The following is a 20,995-nucleotide window of genomic DNA, read 5'->3' on the forward strand; positions in this document are numbered from 1 at the left end:
ACATACTGAACTTACATCTTGTAGCTCATTTGGATACCCGCAAGCCATACATCGCCGCTTGCTTCGCCGTTAAAGTTAACAGTCGCGAGGTTCAATAGGTTTTGCTGTTCGTTGATTGGCGCATCGCCAGTCGCTTTAATATAAGTCACAGCAAAATCAACGTTCAGGTTCTTAGTTGCCTGATAACCTGCCCCCACAGAGAACCACAGACGGTCAGAGTCTGGAATTGTGGTTGTGCGCCACTCGTCATTTGCCGCCGTTTTATCTAAAGCAACACCGGCACGCACTAACCAGTCGTTATTCACTTGATAAGTCGTCCCTAGCGCGAAGCGCCAGTTATCTTCGAAGTGCTCTTCTTTAACTAAATCAGACTCTAAGCCGCCCTTAGGCTTAACTTCACCAGGGAAATAAGCCACTAGTTGATCGAATACACTCCAATCGGTCCAGTTCACACTCGCATGCATGGCCCAGTTATCGGTCAATTGGTGATGGGAAGCTATCTCTGCAAAAGCGGGCAATTCAAGCGGTAAATAACCTTCAATGGACACATCTTGGCCGCCAGTGTACAGCACACCAGAGGCATGACCATCCAAGTCCAGTTGCACGCCGCTGTGATAAGCAAAACCCAAACGGTGAGCAGGATTAATTTGCCAGCTTGCACCTAACTGCCAGCCATAACTCACATCATCACCCTTCATACTTTTCAGCTCAGTGCCACCTGGAGGTAACACAGCCTGCACAGGAGCCGGCAGAGCAGGTTTGATACCATCAACCCAACCTGGTAATGAGGCACCAATTTCGCCTTCACCATAAACGATACGTACACCAGCACCAACGCTGACAGCATCATTGATGCGATAAGCAATGTTTGGATTAAATTCAACGGTCGTAACCGAAGTCTTGTTACCAAAAATAGCCGCTGCGTGGGTCGCTGGTAATTCAGTGGCTAGACCATAATTAGAGTTTACCGCTAGCCCCCAAGTCCATTGATCATTTAGCTGATTTGAATAATAAAAATTTGGCACAAGTGCGTCATCGGCCACATCCAGTGCATCGCCACCTTTCATAACAACAGGATTTGGACCAATTAACGGTGAGCTAAGGCTCACATCACCAGTCACATCGACGTTTGGCATAACGTAAATACCACCCGCGGACAACTGACGTCCTTCTAAATAAGTGAGCATGGCAGGATTTCGACCTTGAGCCGAAGCGTTATCCGCCATAGCGGCTTCACCCGCAAAGGCGCGACCTAAACCTGTAGCAGAGTATTCCGCAAGTTGAAAACCTGCGGCATGGAGTTGAGTCGTTGAACTTAGCAAGGCTGCAGTGACAGCCAAAGTCAGAAGACGTTTTTGCATTGTTATTCTCTAATCATATTATTGTTATCTGTACTACTTAGATGAGTACTGCGGCGTTCAGGCAAAATAGAGCAAACACTCCATATTGAATGCGCAGCAGTTTACTTATGCAGAAGATGTTTGCAACCAAAGGAGATAAAACAGACAAAAACTCTAAATAAATGCGACTTTAAAACAGATTTAGTGACATACATCACCATTCAAACAAAAGCCAACCTTTAAACACTCAAAAATCATTCACGACAGTCGTGAGATTTAAATTAAGAAACCAACAAATATCAATATTAAACAACAAGATAAAAAATTAAAACTTTGGAACACCTGTAAATCATTTAAACTCGACAAATTCAGCATAAATCACTGCAGAGAATAAAATTTTCTAGTATCAAAACGACAATAAAAATTTATTCTTTAAAATACAATCAATTAAATTAAGAGAGTATTGGGATTCAAAACAAAAACGCCTAGGTATTAACCTAGGCGCTTAAATATAGACTCAACACGAGTACAAATGTGCGCTGAAAGTTTAGCGGCGCCAACCTTGGATTTGAGTTTCGTACTGACTGATTTGAGCAGCATGGGACAAGGTCAGCCCAATAGCATCTAACCCATTGAGTAGCTTATGTCTCGCCGACTCTGCCAGCGTAAAACTAAACTCGGCACCTGACGGTGCAATCACTTTACAGCTTGTGAGATCAACCGTGATTTGCGCGCCTTCTTCTGCCGCCACTTCATCCATCAACTGACGCACCTGCGCATGGGTTAACGCCACAGGCAATAGGCCATTATTGATTGAGTTGCCGTAAAAAATGTCGGCAAAACTCGGTGCAATAATGGCGCGCAAACCAAAGTCCGCCAGCGCCCAAGGCGCATGCTCGCGGCTTGAACCACAACCAAAGTTTTCCTGCGACAAAAGAATTGAAGCGCCTTTATAACGAGGCTGGTTCAATGAAAACTCAGGATTAGGCACATCGCCCGCATCATCTAAATAACGCCAGTCATGAAATAAGTGCACGCCAAAACCATCGCGCGTCACCTTAGACAAAAACTGTTTCGGAATGATCTGATCCGTATCGATATTAGTGCTGTCGATCATGACCGCAAGCCCGGTATGGGTCGTAAAAGGTTGCATTAACTTCTCCTCTTGGGTTTACGGTAATTAGTAAGGTTTACGAATATCGACAAAATGCCCAGCCACCGCAGCAGCGGCGGCCATTGCCGGACTCACCAAATGGGTACGACTGCCACGGCCTTGGCGACCTTCGAAGTTACGATTACTGGTCGACGCACAGCGATCGCCCGCTTCTAATCTGTCATCGTTCATCGCTAAACACATAGAACAACCCGGTAAACGCCACTCAAACCCGGCTTCGATAAAGATTTTATCTAAACCTTCGGCTTCGGCTTGGGCTTTCACTTGACCAGAACCAGGTACTACAATCGCGGTGACGCCACTCGCGACTTTACGGCCTTTGGCATGTACGGCGGCGCTGCGTAAATCTTCAATCCGTGAGTTAGTACAAGAACCGATAAACACCTTGTTGATACTGATGTCTGTCATCGGCGTACCCGCACTCAGGCCAATGTATTCTAAAGCCTTTTCCATACTAGCTCGGGTGCTTGGATTAGCTTCACTAATGGGATCGGGTACTTTGCCATCGATTGCCACTACTTGGCCTGGGTTAGTACCCCAAGTCAATTGCGGCGCAATATCGGCAGCATCTAACTCAACGACAGCATCAAACACCGCGCCGTCATCGGTTTTAATGGCTTTCCAGTAAGCGACAGCCTCTGCCCAATCTTCGCCCTTAGGTGCAAATTCACGGCCTGCTAAATAGTCGAAAGTGGTTTGATCCGGCGCGACCATGCCCGCCTTAGCGCCCATTTCAATCGCCATGTTGCACACTGTCATGCGGCCTTCCATCGACAGGGCTTCAATCGCCTCACCGCAGAACTCCACCACGTAACCCGTGCCACCATCCATGCCGATTTTGCCAATAATAGCGAGGACGATATCTTTGGCGGTCACGCCCTCGGTGACATGACCACGCACTTCAATCTTCATGGTTTTAGCTTTTAACTGACGCAGCGTTTGCGTTGCTAGAACGTGCTCAACTTCCGATGTACCAATCCCAAACGCCAATGCGCCAAAGGCGCCGTGGGTGGCGGTATGGGAATCACCACAGACAATCACAGTTCCCGGCAAGGTGATACCCAATTCAGGGCCCATTACATGCACAATCCCTTGATTAGGATGATGAATGTCGTATAAACGCACGTCAAAGTCTTTACAGTTTTGCGCTAGGGTTTCAACCTGTGTGCGCGCCATTGGGCTTAGCGCATCCAAGCTGGCGCTACGGGTCGAAGTGTTGTGATCCATAGTGGCAAAGGTTTTTTCCGGTGCACGCAGTTTGCGGCCCGCCACTTTTAAGCCACTGAATGCTTGGGGGGAAGTCACTTCATGGACTAAATGTCTGTCGACATAAATGATCGGCGCTTCACCTTCAGGAATCGCTACAACGTGGGCATCCCATACTTTTTGATACAGCGTTTTTGCCACCGCGTTTTTTGGCACAGTCGTCATTACACACCTTCCTTTATAGCATTGGCGATAAAGTCACCCATCTCGGCGGTTGATTTAGCTTGGCTACGCTTGTCGCTGCTCAATAGCTCACCGGTTAAGTAGCCAGAATTTAATGCTTTGCTTACGGCACGCTCAATCGCACAGGCGGCTTCTTCTTGCTTTAAGCTGTGGCGCAGCATTAATGCCGCCGACAGAATTTGGGCGATAGGATTTGCAATGCCTTTGCCCGCGATATCGGGCGCACTGCCACCCGCAGGTTCAAATAAACCAAAGCCAGTGCTGTTCATGCTCGCCGATGACAACAAGCCCATAGAGCCCGTTAACATGGCGATTTCGTCGGATAAAATGTCGCCGAACAGGTTAGAACATAGCATCACATCGAACTCATCGGGACGACGTAGCAACTGCATGGTCGCATTATCGATATAGATGTGTTCAAGCTCGACATCGGGGAAATCTACCGCGACTTCTTCAACCACTTGGCGCCATAACACTGAACAGGCGAGCACGTTGGCTTTATCCACTGAGGTCACTTTTTTACGGCGACCACGGGCGGCTTCGAAGGCGATACGGGCGATACGGCTAATTTCACGGCGGCTATAACGCATGGTATCGAAGGCTTCTTCATTCTCGCCTTCACCTTGGCGACCCTTTGGCTTACCAAAATAAATACCGCCGGTTAACTCGCGCACACATAAAACATCAAAGCCACGGGCAGAGATATCGCTGCGCAGCGGTGACATATGCTCTAGGCCATCGTGCAGTTTGGCTGGGCGCAGATTGCAAAACAGTTCGAAGTGACCACGCAGAGGCAATAGCGCACCGCGCTCAGGTTGTTCATTTGGCGGTAACTTTTCCCACTTAGGGCCACCGACTGAACCAAATAGGATCGCATCGGCCGCTTCACAGCCCTTTAGCGTGGCATCGGGTAAGGGACAACCGTGGTTATCAATGGCAATACCGCCAACATCGAATTCAGTGTATTCGATATTCAAATCGAAACGCGCTTCAACCTCACGCAACACTTTACGCGCCTCTGCCATCACTTCTGGGCCGATCCCATCCCCTGCTAATACTGCTATTTGATAACTCATACGCCAGCCAACTCCTTTAAATGTAAATGCTTTATGCTCGACCTTGCTATTCTCTGGATGCTTTTAGCGACTAGACGCCGCCTAGCTCTCGATTTTTTTGCATGCTTTGTTTGTAATCGGCAACCTTGTCTGCGCGGCACGTTAAGTTCATCACATGCACTAAAGCGCGTGCCGAGGCTTCAACCACATCGGTTGCCAAACCTACGCCGTGAAAGTTTTGCTCGTGGTAAACCGCGGTAATATCCACTTGGCCTAAGGCATTTTGACCTACGCCTTTAGCGCCTAGCTTGTAGCTGATGATATCGATTCGACGATCGGTTGCGCGAGCAATCGCGTTATAGGCAGCATCAACAGGACCATTACCCGTTGCGGCTTCGGTTTTAATTTCGCCGCCCACTTCGATACGCACAGTCGCCGTAGCAACGCCTTCAGTTGAGTCAGACTGCACCACTAATTGCTGCAATTGATAGTGATTGTCTTCTTCGGCCTGCGCTTCCATAAAGGCTAAGGCTTCTAAATCATAATCAAATACTTGGCCTTTTTTATCTGCCAATTTTAGAAACTCTTCATACAGAGTATCCATATTGTAATCGTGCTCGCTATAGCCCATTTCTTCCATGCGATGCTTGATCACATGGCGACCCGAGCGAGAGGTCATATTCAAGTTATTGCGATTCAAACCTATACTTTCTGGCGTCATGATTTCATAGGTATTTTGTGCTTTTAACATGCCATCCTGATGGATGCCCGACGAATGGGTAAAGGCATTCGCACCGACAATCGCCTTGTTCGCCTGCACTGGCATATTGCATAACTGGCTGACTAAATTAGAAGTACGGTGAATTTCTTTGGCATTAATGCCCGTTTCTAACCCTAACATCCCCTTACGCGTCGCTAAAATCATCGCGATCTCTTCCAGCGAACAGTTACCCGCACGCTCACCTATGCCATTGATCGTACATTCAATTTGACGCGCACCGTGTTGCACTGCGGTTATCGAGTTAGCCACAGACAAACCTAAGTCATCGTGGCAATGCACTGAGATCACCGCTTGGTCGATATTCGGCACCCGATTAAACAAAGTTTGAATGATATTGCCAAACTCGCTTGGCACTGTGTAACCGACCGTATCGGGAATATTAATGGTGCGTGCGCCCGCACGAATGGCGGCTTCTACCATACGACATAGATTATCGATGGGCGTACGCCCCGCATCCTCACAGGAAAACTCCACGTCATCAGTAAAACGGCGGGCATACTTCACTGCGCCCACCGCCATCTCTAACACTTGATCGAAAGAACGCTTCAACTTGCTCTCAACGTGAATCGTTGAGGTCGAGATAAACGTATGGATACGGAATTGATCAGCGACAGACAAGGCCTGCGCCGCAGCATCTATGTCCTTTTCCAATGCACGGGATAAGGCACAAACGCGGCTATTTTTGATGGTGCGTGCTATGGTCTGCACTGACTCAAAATCACCGGGTGAAGAAACCGGAAAACCCACTTCCATCACATCCACACCGAGACGTTCCAGCGCCATAGCGATCTGTAGTTTTTCTTTGACCGACAAACTTGCGGCTAACGCCTGCTCACCATCACGCAAGGTAGTATCAAATATTATGACTCTGTTAGACATCTCGCTTCTCCATGGAACGTCACCGTTCGTTAGTTAATTTTTGCCGTATTCAGATACAAAAAACCCCGCAACATCGGTGCGGGGTTTGTGAATGCTTTGCCTCTTTATCGAGCGTGCAACACTAAGACCTCCGCGTATAAACCGCGAGAGAGAGAAGGAGGAGGTCGAGTTTGCGGCTAATAATATTCATTTAATCTGTATATTTATTCTGTTTGAATTATTGAGGACGGTTAATATTTAACTTGCCTAGCCGATAGTGTCAACCCTAATTTTTTCATGTTCCACTCATTCAACCTGTCTTAAGGGTAATAACGGTGAGTTTCATCCCCAAATAAGTGATCGATTCCACAGAATTAACCAGCTGTTTGGATTTAGAAATCACTGGGATGTGTTAACTTATTCCCCTTAGAAAAAAATAGTTTTTTATGCAAAAAACGATTAAGAAAAGTTATAATCCCGCCTTAGTGATTAGGGATATTAGAACTTACGCATTTTATATGGAGCACAAAATGGATTTTCGCGTCTTGGTACTGAGCCTGTTGTTATGGCTGTTTCCCTTTGGGGCCAGTGCTATAGACCAATTAGATGAACTCACTGAACTCGTCTACCAATATCCCAGTAAAGCACTCACTCAAATAACAGCGTTAGAAAAACAATTTGCGACCAGTGCAAGCTCAGATATCAATCGACTCAGATTAAGTGTGTTGAAATGCCAAAACCTACTACAAATAGGGGAAAATGAAGCCGCTATCAACGTCGCTCAATTAGGCGAAGCAAACGCTAAACAACTTAAGCTAGATCAAGTACGACCTTACTTTTTGATTTGCCAAGCCGACGCCAACCTTAGCTATAACAATGTTCAAAATGCCCTACCTTTGCTTGATTCAGCCATTAACCTCGCGCGACGTTACCAGCAACCACAAGCCTTAGTCGATGCTTTACGCTTACGTGGCCAACTCGATACCAATACAGACAACTTCTCCTCTGCTATCGAAGATTTACGCCTCGCGATTGATATTTATCCGGATATTCATACTCAAACCCAAAATTGGATTTGGCCACCACAAGCCTATGTGTATGCCGCGATGGGAAATTTACTTTATGCCACCCATGATTTCCCCCAAGCCATGTATTACACCAACTTAGGTATACAAAGTGCCGATGCAAAAGGGAAGGTTTTACACTTTATTTTACGCAATGCAGCTCGGATAGCGCTTGATAATCAAGAGTTTGATTACAGTGATAAACTCGAACAACAAGCTAAAGCGCTTTTGCCTGAGCTCGGTTCGCCACTTGAACTCGCCTACAGTTATGCCATTTTGGCCTCAATCGCGCTCGATAAAGGCCGCATCGATAATGCCGAAGAGTATCTTTCTATCGCGATTAATACGTTTAAAAAACAAAATCAACAATTAGCGACAATGCGTTCAACTCGCCTACTCGCCCAAATTCGTTTTGCTCAGCACCAAGAAGATGCCGCTTTAATCCTCATGAATCACGCTATTGAGCAAGCTGAAAACCTAAAACAATACTCAGATCTCAAAGGGTTTTACGGGATCATGAGCGATCACTACTTAGAAAAAGGGGATTTTAAACAAGCCTATTCTTTCTTGCTCAAACGTTATCGAGCGGCCGAGCTCACCAATCAAGCGATGAATAATGCTCGGATATTGCAGTTTAAGGCACGTCTAAATCAACAAGATCTGCAGCAGGAGCCAAATAGCACTGCGCTAGAAAAAGATTCAATCCTACAAGAGCTAAATGTCGATTGGGCCTATAGCACACTGTTCTTAATCGCAATGGCATTATTGGGCGGAGCTATTTGGTATTTGATTGATAAACAGAATAATCGTGCCCCACATATTGAAGGTAATGAACCTGCGGAAACGCTGCTCCAACAAGTCACATCAGCATTAAACAGTGCCAAACAAGGTAATTACCCACTGTCTTTATTATTGTTTAATGCGAGTCAGATCCGTCAAGTTGACCTACCTCTCTTACAGGATGAGCTACAACACAGACTACGGGAGCAAGATAAGTTAATCCGATATTCGATGGATGAAATTGTCATTATCTTGCCGCATACCTCGGCAACTGGTGCTAAAAGAGTCGTTAGTCAGTTGGTTGCTTGCATTCAGCCTTGGCAGGGTTCAAGTAAGGTCAATATTGGTATAGCGGCAATGCAACAGTTTGATACGTTAGAGTCTTTAATCAAACGAGCCAGCATAAATCAATTAGGTAAGGTTAAAATCAATGAGAATAATCCAAACCATTATTCTCCCGCTAAATAAGCCGTAATTTCATCGAGAAAAGCGTCACCGAAACGACTCAGTTTACGCTCGCCAACCCCGTTGACGGCGAGCATTTCCCCCGCGCTCGTTGGCATCATGGCTGCCATTTCTGCGAGGGTAGCGTCGTTAAAGACTAAATACGGCGGCACATCCTGCTGCTCGGCAATGGTTCTACGCAATAACTTCAACCGTGCAAACAACTTACGGTCATAATTCAACGGTGCTTTAGACTGACTCGCCTTACGTTTTGTGGTTGTTAACTGAATACGCGGTTCGGCGAGCATTAACGCCACTTCCCCTTTGAGCACAGGCCGTGCCGATGGGTTTAAGGTAATAGATGAGCCGCGGGTCACATCTTGACTCGCCAGTCCCAAATGAATGAGTTGACGGATCACACTCAACCAATATTCATGGCTCTTGTCTTTACCAATCCCCCAAGTCGTGAGTTTGTCATGCCCTCGATCGACTATCGGTGCGCCTTTCGAACCGCGCAACACTTCAATTAAATGATTGATACCAAAACGCTGGCCTAAACGGAAAATACATGACAACACCTTCTGCGCATCTTCGGTGCCGTTATAACGCTTAGGCGGGTCGAGGCAAATGTCGCAGTTACCACAGGGCTCTAATGCACTCTCATCGAAGTAATGCAGCAACACTTGGCGGCGACAGGTCTGCGCCTCGGCAAAGGCAGCCATAGTATTAAGTTTGTGGAATTCGACCTGTTGCTGCGGCCCAGGTTCAGACTGTTCAATCAAATGTCTGACCCGACCAATATCGGCGGGATCGAACAACATAAAAGCTTCTGCATCGAGCCCATCACGGCCTGCTCGGCCAGTTTCCTGATAATAGGCTTCGATACTTTTCGGGATATCGTAATGCACCACAAAACGCACATTCGACTTGTTAATTCCCATACCGAAAGCCACAGTAGCAACTACAATATCGATTTGATCTTTAAGGAAACTATCCTGTACTGCACCACGGTCTTCCTGCGTCATTCCCGCATGATAGGCCTTGGCATTAAAACCTTGCAGGCATAAACGGTCAGCCACTTCATCGACACGGCGACGGCTGCTGCAATAAATAATGCCGTTAGTGCCATTCTGCTGCGTTAAAAAATGTCGTAACTGATTAGCTGCATTAAGCTTTTCGGCGACTGTATAGCGAATATTGGGCCGATCGAAACTTGAAAGTAAACGGAACGGGTCAATACCGAGCCGCTCACAAATACTCTGCCGAGTCGCCTGATCTGCTGTTGCGGTCAGCGCCATCATGGGCACATAGGGGAAGAGTTGTTTTAACTGGCCGAGCGCCGCATATTCAGGGCGAAAATCATGACCCCACTGACTGATACAATGCGCCTCATCGATGGCAAACATCGCCAGCTGGAGAGACTGCATACGCTCAATAAAATCTGCGCTTAATAAGCGCTCAGGTGACACATAAAGTAGTTTTAACTCACCGTGGCGTAGCTGCCTTAATACTTCGGCACTCTGCTCGCGCGGCAATGAGGAATTCAGATAAGCCGCAGCAACACCGGTTTGCAACAAGCTATCGACTTGATCTTTCATCAAAGAAATCAATGGGGAGACGACAATAGTGATGCCATTCATCATCAAGGCGGGTAACTGATAACACAGACTCTTACCGCCGCCCGTCGGCATGATCACTAAGCAATCTTGCCCGCCGCAGACACGTTCTATCACCTCCCGCTGACCGTCCCTAAAGTCACGGTAACCAAACACCTGCGCGAGGCGTTGCGAGAGCGGGTCATCATGCGTGTCGAGTACGAGCTTTTCCATGGATCTTCTATGTCAAAAGTGAGGGGGCCTATTCTATACCCAAACTAGTTCAAAATGCAGGATTCAACGGTAATTTAACGCACGTTAGTCAAGGCGGTTATTTGTAGACCTAGCGGGCTAAGTTAAAAATAACCAACACCGCATAAAGTGCGTTAAAACCCATTCAGGATAAATGCCATCGACTAGGATCGCCCTCCCTCAACTAACCATAATGCCCATAGCAGATTTATCTTCAATCTAGCTTAAGTTGCATTCTGCGCACGCTTCACTGTAGATTAATTGCTCTAAGCCGCACTTTGTTAATCTAAGTGTTGATAACAAATCCAATTACGCCTAATACCGTCACTCAGTGACAAGGATGAGAAACCATGACAAACCCAATCCAAGCCGAGATATTAAGCCGAGTGGCAGAAGTCTTTGATCAACATGTCCCTTTTCATAATCTGCTCGGGCTCGATATTAAACGCTACGATGTCGACGGTGTCGAAGTGGTCATCAATATGAAACCTGAACTTATTGGCAATATCCACCAGCAAATCCTCCACGGCGGTGTCACAGCTACAGTACTGGATGTGGTCGGCGGACTTACCGCATTTGCAGGACTGGTCGCAAGCCGTGAAGATTGGACGATTGAAGAATTACAACAACGCCTCCAAACTTTAGGGACGATTGATATGCGCGTCGATTATCTGCGGCCGGGACGCGGCCTCACCTTTACGGGGACGGGCAGCGTCATTCGTGCGGGTAATCGAGTTTCAGTATGCCGCATGGAACTACATAATGAGCAAGGCACGCATATCGCTTTTGGAACAGGGACTTATATGGTGGGTTAGGTGGTTAAATTTAGATGTGTATTACTACCATAGGGCTCAAAATTGACTAAGGTAAACGTCTTGATTAACAGGATGGTTACTCACTTTAATCGCCCATTCAATTTTTTGTGGAGATATTCTGTAACGAAAAGAACGCGGCGAATCCCTTGAGTCAGCGGTCAGACACACCTACAATCGCCACCTTGTTGTTCTTCGAAGATGTCTCATGCCAGATCTTGAATACCGCAAAGGGATCCTACTTGCCGTCAGTGCTTACTGTATGTGGGGTTTTGCGCCTTTATATTTCAAATTACTCAACCATGTTTCCGCCACCGAAATTTTGCTCCATCGAGTGATTTGGTCATTCGTGTTTATGCTGATCATTATGCAGTTTATCGGCGGGTTCTCACGCTTACGCTTACTGTTTAAACAGCCTAAACAGTTGATGGTTCTCACCATTACTTCCATATTAATCGCGGGAAACTGGCTACTATTTATCTGGGCGGTAAATAACGATCACATGCTCGATGCCAGCCTAGGTTACTTCATCAATCCTTTACTCAACGTCTTACTCGGTATGTTATTTCTAGGCGAAAGATTGCGTAAACTGCAATGGTTTGCGGTTTCACTCGCCAGCGCTGGCGTATTGATCCAGTTAATCTCTTTTGGCTCAATTCCCATCGTCTCACTGGCACTCGCGGGTACCTTTGGTTTCTATGCGCTGCTGCGAAAAAAGGTCAATGTGGATGCTAAGGCCGGCTTATTGGTCGAAACCGCAGTGTTATTACCGGTAGCGCTGATTTATCTCGTCGCAACCTTAGACACAGCCACAGCGAGCATGCTAACTAACGATTGGCAATTGAATCTGATGTTAATGGCGGCAGGGATAGTGACTACCATTCCTTTGCTGTGTTTTGCAGGGGCAGCTGTACGTATTCCATTGTCTATGCTCGGCTTTTTCCAATATATTGGCCCGAGTATTATGTTTATCCTCGCGGTGAGTCTATTCAATGAGCCCTTCGATGCCGAAAAAGGCGTGACCTTCGGCTTTATCTGGAGCGCGCTGCTCGTCTTTACCTTAGATATGGCCTATAAACGCAAAACGGCGTAAGCATTATCACACCGATAAACACAGTGGCAGAAGTGATGACATATGATGGTTACTTCTGTAATTGTGCTAAAAACTCACTCCCTTGCGGCACTGTTAGTAATAAACTGTAGCCTTTAGTCGTTGGCACTAACACTAACTGCGATTTATCTGTTATCGCCAAAAATGCCCTGCCTTTCCCCTGCAACTTAAACCAGCCTAATTGAAACCCTGGCATGCCTATGCCGTTCGTTTTAAAGCTCGGCGTTAAATCTGCCTCTTGTTGCAAATCGACTATGCGTGCCTCGGCAGGTAATAAATCCGCGCGGGATAACTGCACTTTATAGAAAGGAACATCCACTGTGAGCTCTGTATCGGTTAACACTAATTCGGCGCTATTCGATTGATAGAAGACCCAAGAAAATCCGCCCATCATCACCAGTAATATACCTAAACTCGCCGACTTCGCTATCTTAGGCATATTTTTTAGCCATAACATCAGCAAGATACCCGCTAAACCGAGCAATAAGACGATAAAGCTGAAGATAGAGGTTTGGGTTAAAGGGGCAAGTTCAAAAAATTGAGGACTCATTGGCAGTATCTCCCGTGCAGTGAAGTCTTAATCTGCCAATAAAGACATATTATGTCAATAAAAATGCCAGCGCTAATATGAGTACTAGGCTGGCATTGATTGGATTGATTTAGAACGGCTTAAAGATCGAGCGCGAGAATTTTGGAGCGGCGTTGATAGTTATACAACTGCTTCTTCTTCTGCGGCAGTGCTTCAACATCTTCAATCACAAAACCATGCTCTAAGAACCAGTGAATGCTCCGAGTTGTCAATGCAAACAATCGTGAATAACCACGGTTTCTGGCCTGATTGATAATGTTCTTCAGCAGTAAGCTCCCTCTATCGGCATCGCGATAATCAGGATGCACCACCAAACAAGCAAACTCACCCGCATTGTCCTCTTCAAAAGGATAGAGCGCAGCACAACCAATCACTAAACCATCGCGTTCAATCAACATGAACTGTTCGATTTCGATCTCAAGCTGCTCACGGCTACGACGCACCAGAATGCCTTGCTCCTCCAATGGACGGATAAGGTTCAGTACACCGCCAATATCAGCGATCGACGCACAGCGTAAACGCTCGGCACTCTCAGTCACGATTTGCGTGCCTATCCCTTCGCGAGAAAACAGTTCCTGCAACAAGGCGCCATCTTCGAGGTAGCTAACTAAATGACAACGCGGTACGCCATTGCGGCAAGCATCGATACTGGCTTTGAGAAACGCCATAGTACCAACACAAGCAGAACCTTGCTCGGCCAGCTTGTTCATGATGTTTTGCGCATCATTTGGCATCAACTCGGCAATCACATCGCCATTTCGATCGAGAATACCGTTCTGTGAGCTAAAGCCGATCATCTTGTCTGCTTTGAGCTTAATTGCCACTTGAGTCGCAATTTCCTCGGCGGTGAGATTAAAGCTTTCACCAGTAACCGAAGCAGCAATAGGCCCCATCAATACGATGCAGTGATTATCTAACTGACGTTTTAAGCCTTGCACATCAATACGACGAACTTTGCCACTCAGGCAAAAATCCACACCATTATCCACACCCAGTGGTTGAGCAATCACAAAGTTGCCGCTTACTAAGTTAATTTGCGCACCTTGCATCGGCGTATTACTTAAACTCATGGATAAACGCGCTGTGATATCAAATTGCAGTGCCCCCGCAACTTGCTTAATCACTTTGAGCGAATCTTCATCCGTGATACGCACACCGTCGTGGTAGGCAGGCGCAATACCGTTGGCGGCTAATGCAGCATCAATCTGCGGCCTAGCGCCATATACCAACACCACTTTGATCCCTAAACTGTGCAGCAGGGCGACATCATTTAAGATGGCGCGGAATTGATTTTGAGCCAAAGCTTCACCGCCAAGCATGACCACAAAAGTTTTACCTCTGTGAGCATTAACATAGGGGGCAGAGTGACGAAATCCATCAACCAGTTCAGTGGTACGCACGCGTTATTTACACCTCATTTTTGAGCTGGCAGCGTCACTATGACATGCCAGGAATGAATCGCTAACTTTCGCGTATGGTATTGCATTTTAATTCACATATAAAGAATTTATTCTCACTAAAGTGCAGTTTTAATGATTTAAAGTGCTTAGAACTGCACTATTTTATATTTTCAGCAAGTGTTCACACTTTTTTAACTTCACAGGGGATGATTCAGCGGCTTAAGTTTGCGAGGCAATTATCTCAACTTGATGACTAACCACTAAAAAAAGCGCAAAAAAAGCCCCTTAAATAAGGGGCTTTTCTCGAAACACTAACCAAGGATTACTTGATTTTGGCTTCTTTGTAGATAACGTGCTGACGAATAACTGGATCAAATTTTTTGATTTCCATTTTTTCAGGCATGTTACGCTTGTTTTTTTCAGTTGTGTAGAAGTGACCAGTTTTAGCTGTAGAAACTAATTTGATCTTCTCACGATTACCTTTAGCTTTAGCCATGATCTATTATACCTTCTCGCCACGGGCACGAAGTTCAGCAACAACAACTTCGATACCTTTTTTGTCGATCAGACGGATACCTTTAGTAGATACACGTAACTGTACGAAACGCTTTTCTTCTTCTAACCAAAAACGGTGGTTTTGTAGGTTAGGTAAAAAACGACGACGGGTCGCGTTTTTTGCATGCGAACGGTTGTTACCAACCATCGGCTTCTTGCCAGTAACTTGGCATACTCTTGACATGTCAATCTTCTCCAAAAACAATTTTAACGCTCGAGCATTAATGTGCCTCGTATGGCCGTCGCCCGAGGCACAAAGAGGGCGCATTTTATACACGATCACAGAGTGAAGATCAAGTGTTAGATTAATTAATCCAGCCTCGTTCTGCAAAAGAAACTATCTCTCGATCACCTACAACCATATGGTCCAACAAGGATACGTCTATGGTTGCTAACGCATTTTTTAATCGCTCAGTTATTCGTCGGTCAGCCTGACTGGGCTCGGCAATACCAGACGGATGATTATGACAAACTATAACTGCTGCGGCCTTTTTCTCCAGCACTAAGCTCACCACTTCACGTGGATACACTGAGGCTGAGTCTATTGTGCCGCGGAATAATTCGACAAATTGAATCACTCTATGCTGGCTATCCAGCAGTAAAACTGCGAACACTTCATAGGAGCGATCGGCCAATTGTCGCATTAAATAGTCCCGAGTTAAATCGGGATTTGTCAAAACCTGACCTCTTTGCAGATTTTCCTGCGCTACACGCCGCGCTAATTCGGCCGCAGCTTGAAGCTGGGCGTATTTTACAGGTCCTACGCCCGGAAGTCGACACACCTGATTTCTTGAGGCACAGAGCAGGTTTCTGAGGCCGCCAAACTCGCTAATAAGCGACCTAGCAAGGTCAACCGCGTTTAATCCGGCTAAACCATTACGCAGCAATACTGCCAGTAATTCAGCGTCCGACAGCTGCGCAGCTCCTTTTTGTAACAGTTTATCTCTGGGACCTTCGCCCTCAGGCCAATCTTTAATCCCCATGTGACCTCCCTGTCATCTCACATATTTTCACTTTACTGAGTATGGACGAGATTTTTTGAACTGGGATAGTCACTAAAATTCACCACTTTGTGATATTGTTGCCGGCATTATTTCTATCTCGGATGATGTCTGTGAGTCTGACAAATAAAAACGTCCTACTGGGCATTGGCGGCGGTATTGCGGCCTATAAAAGTGCTGATTTAGTACGTCGCTTGAAAGAGCGTGGTTTTGATGTGCGCGTGGTGATGAGCCAAAGTGCGATGGAATTTATCACGCCTCTGACGCTGCAAGCGTTGTCTGGACATCCAGTGGCATCTAGCTTGCTCGACCCCGCAGCAGAAGCAGCCATGGGCCATATAGAACTTGCTCGTTGGGCAGATCTCGTCATCATCGCCCCTGCAACCGCAAACCTATTGGCGCGGATTAATGCAGGCATGGCCGATGAGCTAATCACCACCACATGTCTTGCCACTGAGGCGCCAATTGCCCTGTGTCCAGCAATGAATCAGCAGATGTACCGCAATCTAGCTACGCAGGCGAATTTAACTAGCCTAGCATCACGTGGTTTTACACTTTGGGGACCCGCCAGTGGCAGTCAGGCCTGTGGTGAAGTGGGTCCTGGACGCATGCTCGAACCGCTAGAAATTGCCGAGCTAGCCAGTGATTTTTTTGCAACAAAAGAAGTCTCTGCGCTGCCTTTGGCTGGCCAGTCAGTGCTGATTACCGCCGGACCAACCCGTGAAGCAATTGATCCCGTCAGATACATTTCAAATCACAGTTCTGGAAAAATGGGCTTTGCACTGGCCAAAGCCGCGGCAGATATGGGTGCAGCAGTCACCTTAGTCTCAGGCCCAGTAAATCTCAGCACCCCAGAAGGCGTGACACGGATTGATGTTGAATCGGCGCAAAATATGCTCGATGCTGTTATGGATAACGTTGATAAAAAAGATATTTTTATTGGCTGCGCCGCCGTTGCAGACTACCGCATTAGTGATATTGCTACCTGTAAGATCAAAAAATCGACCGAAGAAATGCAACTTGCGCTGGTGAGGAATCCTGATATCTTAGCCACGGTTGCGAGCTTACCTAACCGTCCTTTTGTGGTGGGATTTGCCGCCGAAACCCATGATGTAGAAGCCTATGCGCGCGATAAGCTCAAACGTAAAAATTTGAACATGATCGCCGCAAACGACGTTTCCATTGCTGGCCTAGGCTTTAATGCCGATGCTAATGCCCTGCGTGTTTTCTGGCCGCACGGCAGTCAAGATTTGCCTGCTACTGACAAACTCACGTTGGCACGGCAATTACTTTCGTTGATAGTGAAAGAAAAAACAAATACATGAAAACACCGATTGAATTAAAAATTCTCGACTCCCGTATCGGCTCAGAATTTCCCTTGCCCGCTTACGCCACCGCAGGCAGTGCAGGCATGGATCTTCGCGCCATGATAGACACGGCTTTAACCATAGCACCGGGTGAAACAGTGCTCATTCCCACGGGGATTGCCATTCATGTGGCCGACCCAGGACTTGCAGCGGTGATTTTACCGCGCTCAGGCCTTGGCCATAAACACGGTATCGTACTGGGGAATCTAGTCGGACTCATAGATTCAGATTACCAAGGCCCCTTAATGGTATCTTGTTGGAATCGTGGTGACAGTCCATTCACCTTAGAAATGGGCGATCGTCTCGCGCAACTGGTGTTTGTTCCTGTGGTACAAGCACAATTCAAACTCGTTGATGAGTTCGACAGCTCAGACCGTGGTGAAGGCGGATTTGGCCATTCAGGCACTAAATAATCCCCTAAGTCGTTATTGAGCCAAGGATACTGCAATGGCTGTAAGCCCAAAAATTAATCGTCGTGAACACATTCTGCAATGTCTAGCGCAGATGCTAGAAACCAACCCAGGACAAAGGATCACCACAGCGAAACTGGCCTCAGAAGTCGGTGTATCGGAAGCCGCACTGTATCGCCACTTCCCGAGTAAAGCGCGGATGTTCGAAGGCCTAATCGAATTTATCGAAGAGTCGTTATTGTCGCGCATCAATTTAATCATGGATGACGAAAAAGACACCATGAAGCGCTGCCAGTTGGTACTGCAACTGCTGCTGATCTTTGCCGAGCGTAACCCAGGAATTTCCCGCGTTCTCAACGGTGATGCTCTACTCGGTGAAAATGAACGCCTGCGAAGTCGTATTGGTAACTTATTTGCCAAAATTGAAACCCAGTTAAAGCAAATTTTACGGGAAAAAACCCTGCGAGAAGGTAAAGGCTTCAACTTAGACGAAGCCATATTAGCCAATTTACTGTTAGCCTTTGCCGAAGGCCGCATCGCCCAATTTGTACGAAGTGAATTCAAACTCAAACCGACGACACACTTCGATGAACAGTGGCGTTTTATCCAGCACCAACTTTTACAAAGCTAATGATTTTTCAGCATAAAGGACGGTAACTATCGTCCTTTATGTTCGATATTCCTTCCTTGTTTCACTCCATCTTTTGTTTTATCCTCGAAAAACATTTTAAGAACAAAAAACACAATGATTTTACAAGGATGTCAGATGAAACTCTTCCGATTAGCCGCATTGGCGACACTTTGCTTACCAATACTTCCAATATCCACCTTTGCAGCCAATAGCTCCAACGCGAATGCGTTATCGCAAGCACAGTTATTCAGCAAAGGTGATGAGTACTCGGATGTAAAAATATCGCCTACGGGTAAATACTTAAGCGCGATCACAAGTGTCGAAGGTAAAAACGTTCTCTTAGTCTTAGATACCCAAACCAAAAAACTCCTCAATGCGATACGTTTTCCCGATAATGCTCAAGTCGGCGACTATGAATGGGCCAACAGTGAGCGATTGGTATTGGCAAAAGAATACCTAAAAGGCTGGCAAGACACACCTATCTACTACGGTGAATTGATGGCGGTAAATGCCGATGGTTCACGAAAAGCGTATTTATTCGGCTTCGAGAGTGGCGAGCAACAAACAGGTTCAAATATCAAGAAAAATACCCCTATGCGGGCGAGCGCGTTTATCCTCGATCCTCTGCCAGATGATGAACGCTACATGTTAGTCAATGCTATTCCATGGAATGATAGGATCAATCTTGACTTTGAACTATCACAAGATGTCTATCGCGTAGACTTGTTCAATGGCACACGTAAACGCATCACAGGCTCACCTATCGGCAGAGCCCGTTTTATGACAGACCATCAAGGTGAAGTCCGCTTCGTTGCCGGTGAGGACAATAAAAACATTACTAAAGTGTTCTACCGCAAAGACGGTAACTGGGTAAATACCGATAAACTAAATCTAGGTCTTGCTGATTTTAAACCACTCTCCTTTGCCGATGATAAAAATACAATTTATGCAGCAGGACGCTCCCAAGGTGAAACCTTAGGGGTTTATAAAATTAATCTCGAAACGGGCGATAAAACTGAAATCATTCAGGATGAAAACGTTGACCCTAGCAACTTTTGGATTAACGGCACCAATAAACAACTTTACGCCGTCGAGTTTGAAAATGGTTACCCAAGTTATGCCTTTGTCGATAATGAGGATTCGCACGCTAAATTGCTAAAAGATCTGCTGGGTGCTCTCCCCGGTCACCAAGTACGAATTGTTAGCGAAACCCGAGATGCAGCAAAACTCGTCGTACTTGCGTTTAACGATCGAAACCCTGGCGATTACTACATATTTGATACGAAAACACTAAAACTTGAATATCTAGCCGCCGCTAAAAAATGGCTCAACCCAGAGCAAATGGCTGATGTTAAACCCATCAGTTTCACCAGCCGTGATGGCAAACAACTCCATGGATATCTAACGCTTCCCTTTGGTAAAGAAACTAAAAACCTACCCTTAGTCGTCAATCCACATGGTGGTCCACACGGTATCCGTGACTGGTGGGGCTTTGACCCACAAAACCAATATCTAGCAAGCCAAGGCATAGCCGTTCTACAGGTCAACTTCCGTGGTTCAGGCGGATATGGCGATCAATTTGAACGCGCTGGCTATCAAAAATGGGGCTCAGATATTCAGCATGACATTATCGACGCAACCCAGTACGTCATTGACCAAGGTTTTGCCGATAAGGAGCGCATCTGTATCGTTGGCGGCAGTTTTGGTGGTTACAGCGCCTTGCAGAGCGCTGTGCTTGCGCCAGATATGTTTAAATGCGCCATAGGTGTAGCTGGCGTATATGATCTTGAATTGATGTTTAATAAAGGCGATGTCGCCAACAGCCGTTCTGGTACTAGCTATCTCAAGGATGTGCTTGGCCAAGATAAAGCGGTACTTAAAGCAATGTCTCCTTCTGAAAACGTCGATAAACTCAAAGCAAACATACTATTGGTGCATGGTGGTGAAGATGATCGAGCGCCAATTGAGCAACTCGAATCCCTCGAAAAAGCCCTAAAAGCTCACCATTATCCTTACCAAAAACTGGTGATGGACAATGAAGGCCACGGTTTTTATAACGATGAGCATAGAGCGAAATACTATGAAAAAATGCTCAGTTTCCTAAAAACCAATCTGAAACTTTAGAATTAACTCAAACTTGCCGACACTGCTAGGCTAAACTCGATTGGCAGTGGCAGATTTAAAGCCGATATCCGATAAGGACTATCGGCTTTTTCATGTGGCCTATGCGCGTTTTCGGTATGAATTGTCTGCAATTCGCGCTATCCTCCTCCCCCTATTCTTGCCCTAGCGAGAATAACAATAATTTGTATCTGATGCTGAACAGC

Annotated in this window: 18 protein-coding genes; 7 read left to right on the forward strand and 11 right to left on the reverse strand. The window is 46.3% G+C overall.

The annotated features are described in order from the left end of the window. Positions 1 to 11 precede the first annotated feature (11 nt). From L5M49_RS16755 to leuA, 5 genes are all read right to left on the reverse strand, one after another. Entirely contained in the window at positions 12 to 1,361 is a 1,350-nt protein-coding gene (locus L5M49_RS16755; RefSeq protein ID WP_263266480.1) for an outer membrane protein transport protein, read from the reverse strand. Between the two features lie 526 nt (positions 1,362 to 1,887). Then, positions 1,888 to 2,493 (reverse strand): 3-isopropylmalate dehydratase small subunit, encoded by a 606-nt coding sequence (gene leuD / locus L5M49_RS16760; RefSeq protein WP_105251184.1) that lies wholly within the window; start codon positions 2,491 to 2,493, stop codon positions 1,888 to 1,890. 27 nt (positions 2,494 to 2,520) lie between these two features. Further along, a complete protein-coding gene (gene leuC / locus L5M49_RS16765; RefSeq protein WP_263140900.1) occupies positions 2,521 to 3,921 on the reverse strand; it encodes a 3-isopropylmalate dehydratase large subunit in 1,401 nt (466 codons plus the stop codon). A 23-nt stretch (positions 3,922 to 3,944) separates the two neighbouring features. Then, positions 3,945 to 5,039, reverse strand: coding sequence for a 3-isopropylmalate dehydrogenase (leuB, locus tag L5M49_RS16770; protein WP_198572574.1), 1,095 nt, complete (start codon positions 5,037 to 5,039; stop codon positions 3,945 to 3,947). A gap of 70 nt (positions 5,040 to 5,109) precedes the next feature. Next, positions 5,110 to 6,678, reverse strand: a complete 1,569-nt coding sequence (leuA, locus tag L5M49_RS16775; RefSeq protein ID WP_113941087.1) for a 2-isopropylmalate synthase — start codon at positions 6,676 to 6,678, stop codon at positions 5,110 to 5,112. A 509-nt stretch (positions 6,679 to 7,187) separates the two neighbouring features. On the opposite strand from leuA, the gene L5M49_RS16780 reads away from it, so the two are divergent. Beyond that, entirely contained in the window at positions 7,188 to 8,969 is a 1,782-nt protein-coding gene (locus L5M49_RS16780) for a diguanylate cyclase domain-containing protein (protein WP_263266481.1), read from the forward strand. On the opposite strand, the gene recQ is transcribed toward L5M49_RS16780, so the two are convergent. Then, complete coding sequence (gene recQ, locus L5M49_RS16785) at positions 8,951 to 10,774, reverse strand: DNA helicase RecQ (protein WP_263266482.1); 1,824 nt, start codon at positions 10,772 to 10,774, stop codon at positions 8,951 to 8,953. The genes L5M49_RS16780 and recQ overlap by 19 nt on opposite strands. A 368-nt stretch (positions 10,775 to 11,142) precedes the next feature. On the opposite strand from recQ, the gene L5M49_RS16790 reads away from it, so the two are divergent. Further along, positions 11,143 to 11,607 carry a thioesterase family protein gene (locus tag L5M49_RS16790; protein ID WP_131525639.1) on the forward strand — a complete coding sequence of 155 codons (465 nt, stop codon included), beginning with the start codon at positions 11,143 to 11,145 and terminating at the stop codon, positions 11,605 to 11,607. A 205-nt stretch (positions 11,608 to 11,812) separates the two neighbouring features. Continuing rightward, on the forward strand, positions 11,813 to 12,697 hold the full coding sequence (gene rarD / locus L5M49_RS16795; RefSeq protein ID WP_113941091.1) for an EamA family transporter RarD: 885 nt from the start codon (positions 11,813 to 11,815) through the stop codon (positions 12,695 to 12,697). A 49-nt stretch (positions 12,698 to 12,746) separates the two neighbouring features. On the opposite strand, the gene L5M49_RS16800 is transcribed toward rarD, so the two are convergent. The 5 genes from L5M49_RS16800 to radC form a co-directional block, all read right to left on the reverse strand. Continuing rightward, positions 12,747 to 13,265 (reverse strand): PH domain-containing protein, encoded by a 519-nt coding sequence (locus L5M49_RS16800; protein ID WP_263266483.1) that lies wholly within the window; start codon positions 13,263 to 13,265, stop codon positions 12,747 to 12,749. Positions 13,266 to 13,384: 119 nt separating this feature from the next. After that, positions 13,385 to 14,704: an amino-acid N-acetyltransferase gene (argA, locus tag L5M49_RS16805; RefSeq protein WP_105251176.1), complete on the reverse strand. Its 1,320-nt coding sequence runs from the start codon at positions 14,702 to 14,704 to the stop codon at positions 13,385 to 13,387. A 322-nt stretch (positions 14,705 to 15,026) separates the two neighbouring features. Further along, positions 15,027 to 15,200 (reverse strand): 50S ribosomal protein L33, encoded by a 174-nt coding sequence (gene rpmG, locus L5M49_RS16810; RefSeq protein WP_006079871.1) that lies wholly within the window; start codon positions 15,198 to 15,200, stop codon positions 15,027 to 15,029. 6 nt (positions 15,201 to 15,206) lie between these two features. Continuing rightward, entirely contained in the window at positions 15,207 to 15,443 is a 237-nt protein-coding gene (gene rpmB, locus L5M49_RS16815; protein WP_006079870.1) for a 50S ribosomal protein L28, read from the reverse strand. Between the two features lie 121 nt (positions 15,444 to 15,564). Then, positions 15,565 to 16,242: a RadC family protein gene (gene radC / locus L5M49_RS16820; protein WP_263266484.1), complete on the reverse strand. Its 678-nt coding sequence runs from the start codon at positions 16,240 to 16,242 to the stop codon at positions 15,565 to 15,567. A gap of 122 nt (positions 16,243 to 16,364) precedes the next feature. Between radC and coaBC the strand changes: the two genes are divergently transcribed. The 4 genes from coaBC to L5M49_RS16840 all read left to right on the forward strand — a co-directional run bounded on the left by coaBC (position 16,365) and on the right by L5M49_RS16840 (position 20,792). Continuing rightward, positions 16,365 to 17,585 (forward strand): bifunctional phosphopantothenoylcysteine decarboxylase/phosphopantothenate--cysteine ligase CoaBC, encoded by a 1,221-nt coding sequence (gene coaBC / locus L5M49_RS16825; protein WP_263182146.1) that lies wholly within the window; start codon positions 16,365 to 16,367, stop codon positions 17,583 to 17,585. Continuing rightward, positions 17,582 to 18,040: a dUTP diphosphatase gene (dut, locus tag L5M49_RS16830; protein WP_105251173.1), complete on the forward strand. Its 459-nt coding sequence runs from the start codon at positions 17,582 to 17,584 to the stop codon at positions 18,038 to 18,040. Before coaBC ends, dut begins: the two co-directional genes overlap by 4 nt. Positions 18,041 to 18,074: 34 nt before the next feature. Next, positions 18,075 to 18,668 carry a nucleoid occlusion factor SlmA gene (gene slmA / locus L5M49_RS16835; protein WP_113941097.1) on the forward strand — a complete coding sequence of 198 codons (594 nt, stop codon included), beginning with the start codon at positions 18,075 to 18,077 and terminating at the stop codon, positions 18,666 to 18,668. A 135-nt stretch (positions 18,669 to 18,803) separates the two neighbouring features. Further along, positions 18,804 to 20,792: an alpha/beta hydrolase family protein gene (locus L5M49_RS16840; protein WP_198572569.1), complete on the forward strand. Its 1,989-nt coding sequence runs from the start codon at positions 18,804 to 18,806 to the stop codon at positions 20,790 to 20,792. Positions 20,793 to 20,995: the final 203 nt, after the last annotated feature.

The organism is Shewanella sp. SM74 (assembly GCF_025653725.1).
Classification (GTDB): Bacteria; Pseudomonadota; Gammaproteobacteria; order Enterobacterales; family Shewanellaceae; genus Shewanella; species Shewanella oncorhynchi.

Bases quoted from the DNA above. Each gene is read 5' to 3' on its own strand.
- L5M49_RS16755 (WP_263266480.1), bottom strand. From the start codon at position 1,361: ATGCAAAAACGTCTTCTGACTTTGGCTGTCACTGCAGCCTTGCTAAGT.
- leuD (WP_105251184.1), bottom strand. From the start codon at position 2,493: ATGCAACCTTTTACGACCCATACCGGGCTTGCGGTCATGATCGACAGC.
- leuB (WP_198572574.1), bottom strand. From the start codon at position 5,039: ATGAGTTATCAAATAGCAGTATTAGCAGGGGATGGGATCGGCCCAGAA.
- leuA (WP_113941087.1), bottom strand. From the start codon at position 6,678: ATGTCTAACAGAGTCATAATATTTGATACTACCTTGCGTGATGGTGAG.
- L5M49_RS16780 (WP_263266481.1), top strand. From the start codon at position 7,188: ATGGATTTTCGCGTCTTGGTACTGAGCCTGTTGTTATGGCTGTTTCCC.
- recQ (WP_263266482.1), bottom strand. From the start codon at position 10,774: ATGGAAAAGCTCGTACTCGACACGCATGATGACCCGCTCTCGCAACGC.
- L5M49_RS16790 (WP_131525639.1), top strand. From the start codon at position 11,143: ATGACAAACCCAATCCAAGCCGAGATATTAAGCCGAGTGGCAGAAGTC.
- rarD (WP_113941091.1), top strand. From the start codon at position 11,813: ATGCCAGATCTTGAATACCGCAAAGGGATCCTACTTGCCGTCAGTGCT.
- L5M49_RS16800 (WP_263266483.1), bottom strand. From the start codon at position 13,265: ATGAGTCCTCAATTTTTTGAACTTGCCCCTTTAACCCAAACCTCTATC.
- rpmG (WP_006079871.1), bottom strand. From the start codon at position 15,200: ATGGCTAAAGCTAAAGGTAATCGTGAGAAGATCAAATTAGTTTCTACA.
- rpmB (WP_006079870.1), bottom strand. From the start codon at position 15,443: ATGTCAAGAGTATGCCAAGTTACTGGCAAGAAGCCGATGGTTGGTAAC.
- radC (WP_263266484.1), bottom strand. From the start codon at position 16,242: ATGGGGATTAAAGATTGGCCTGAGGGCGAAGGTCCCAGAGATAAACTG.
- coaBC (WP_263182146.1), top strand. From the start codon at position 16,365: ATGATGTCTGTGAGTCTGACAAATAAAAACGTCCTACTGGGCATTGGC.
- dut (WP_105251173.1), top strand. From the start codon at position 17,582: ATGAAAACACCGATTGAATTAAAAATTCTCGACTCCCGTATCGGCTCA.
- slmA (WP_113941097.1), top strand. From the start codon at position 18,075: ATGGCTGTAAGCCCAAAAATTAATCGTCGTGAACACATTCTGCAATGT.
- L5M49_RS16840 (WP_198572569.1), top strand. From the start codon at position 18,804: ATGAAACTCTTCCGATTAGCCGCATTGGCGACACTTTGCTTACCAATA.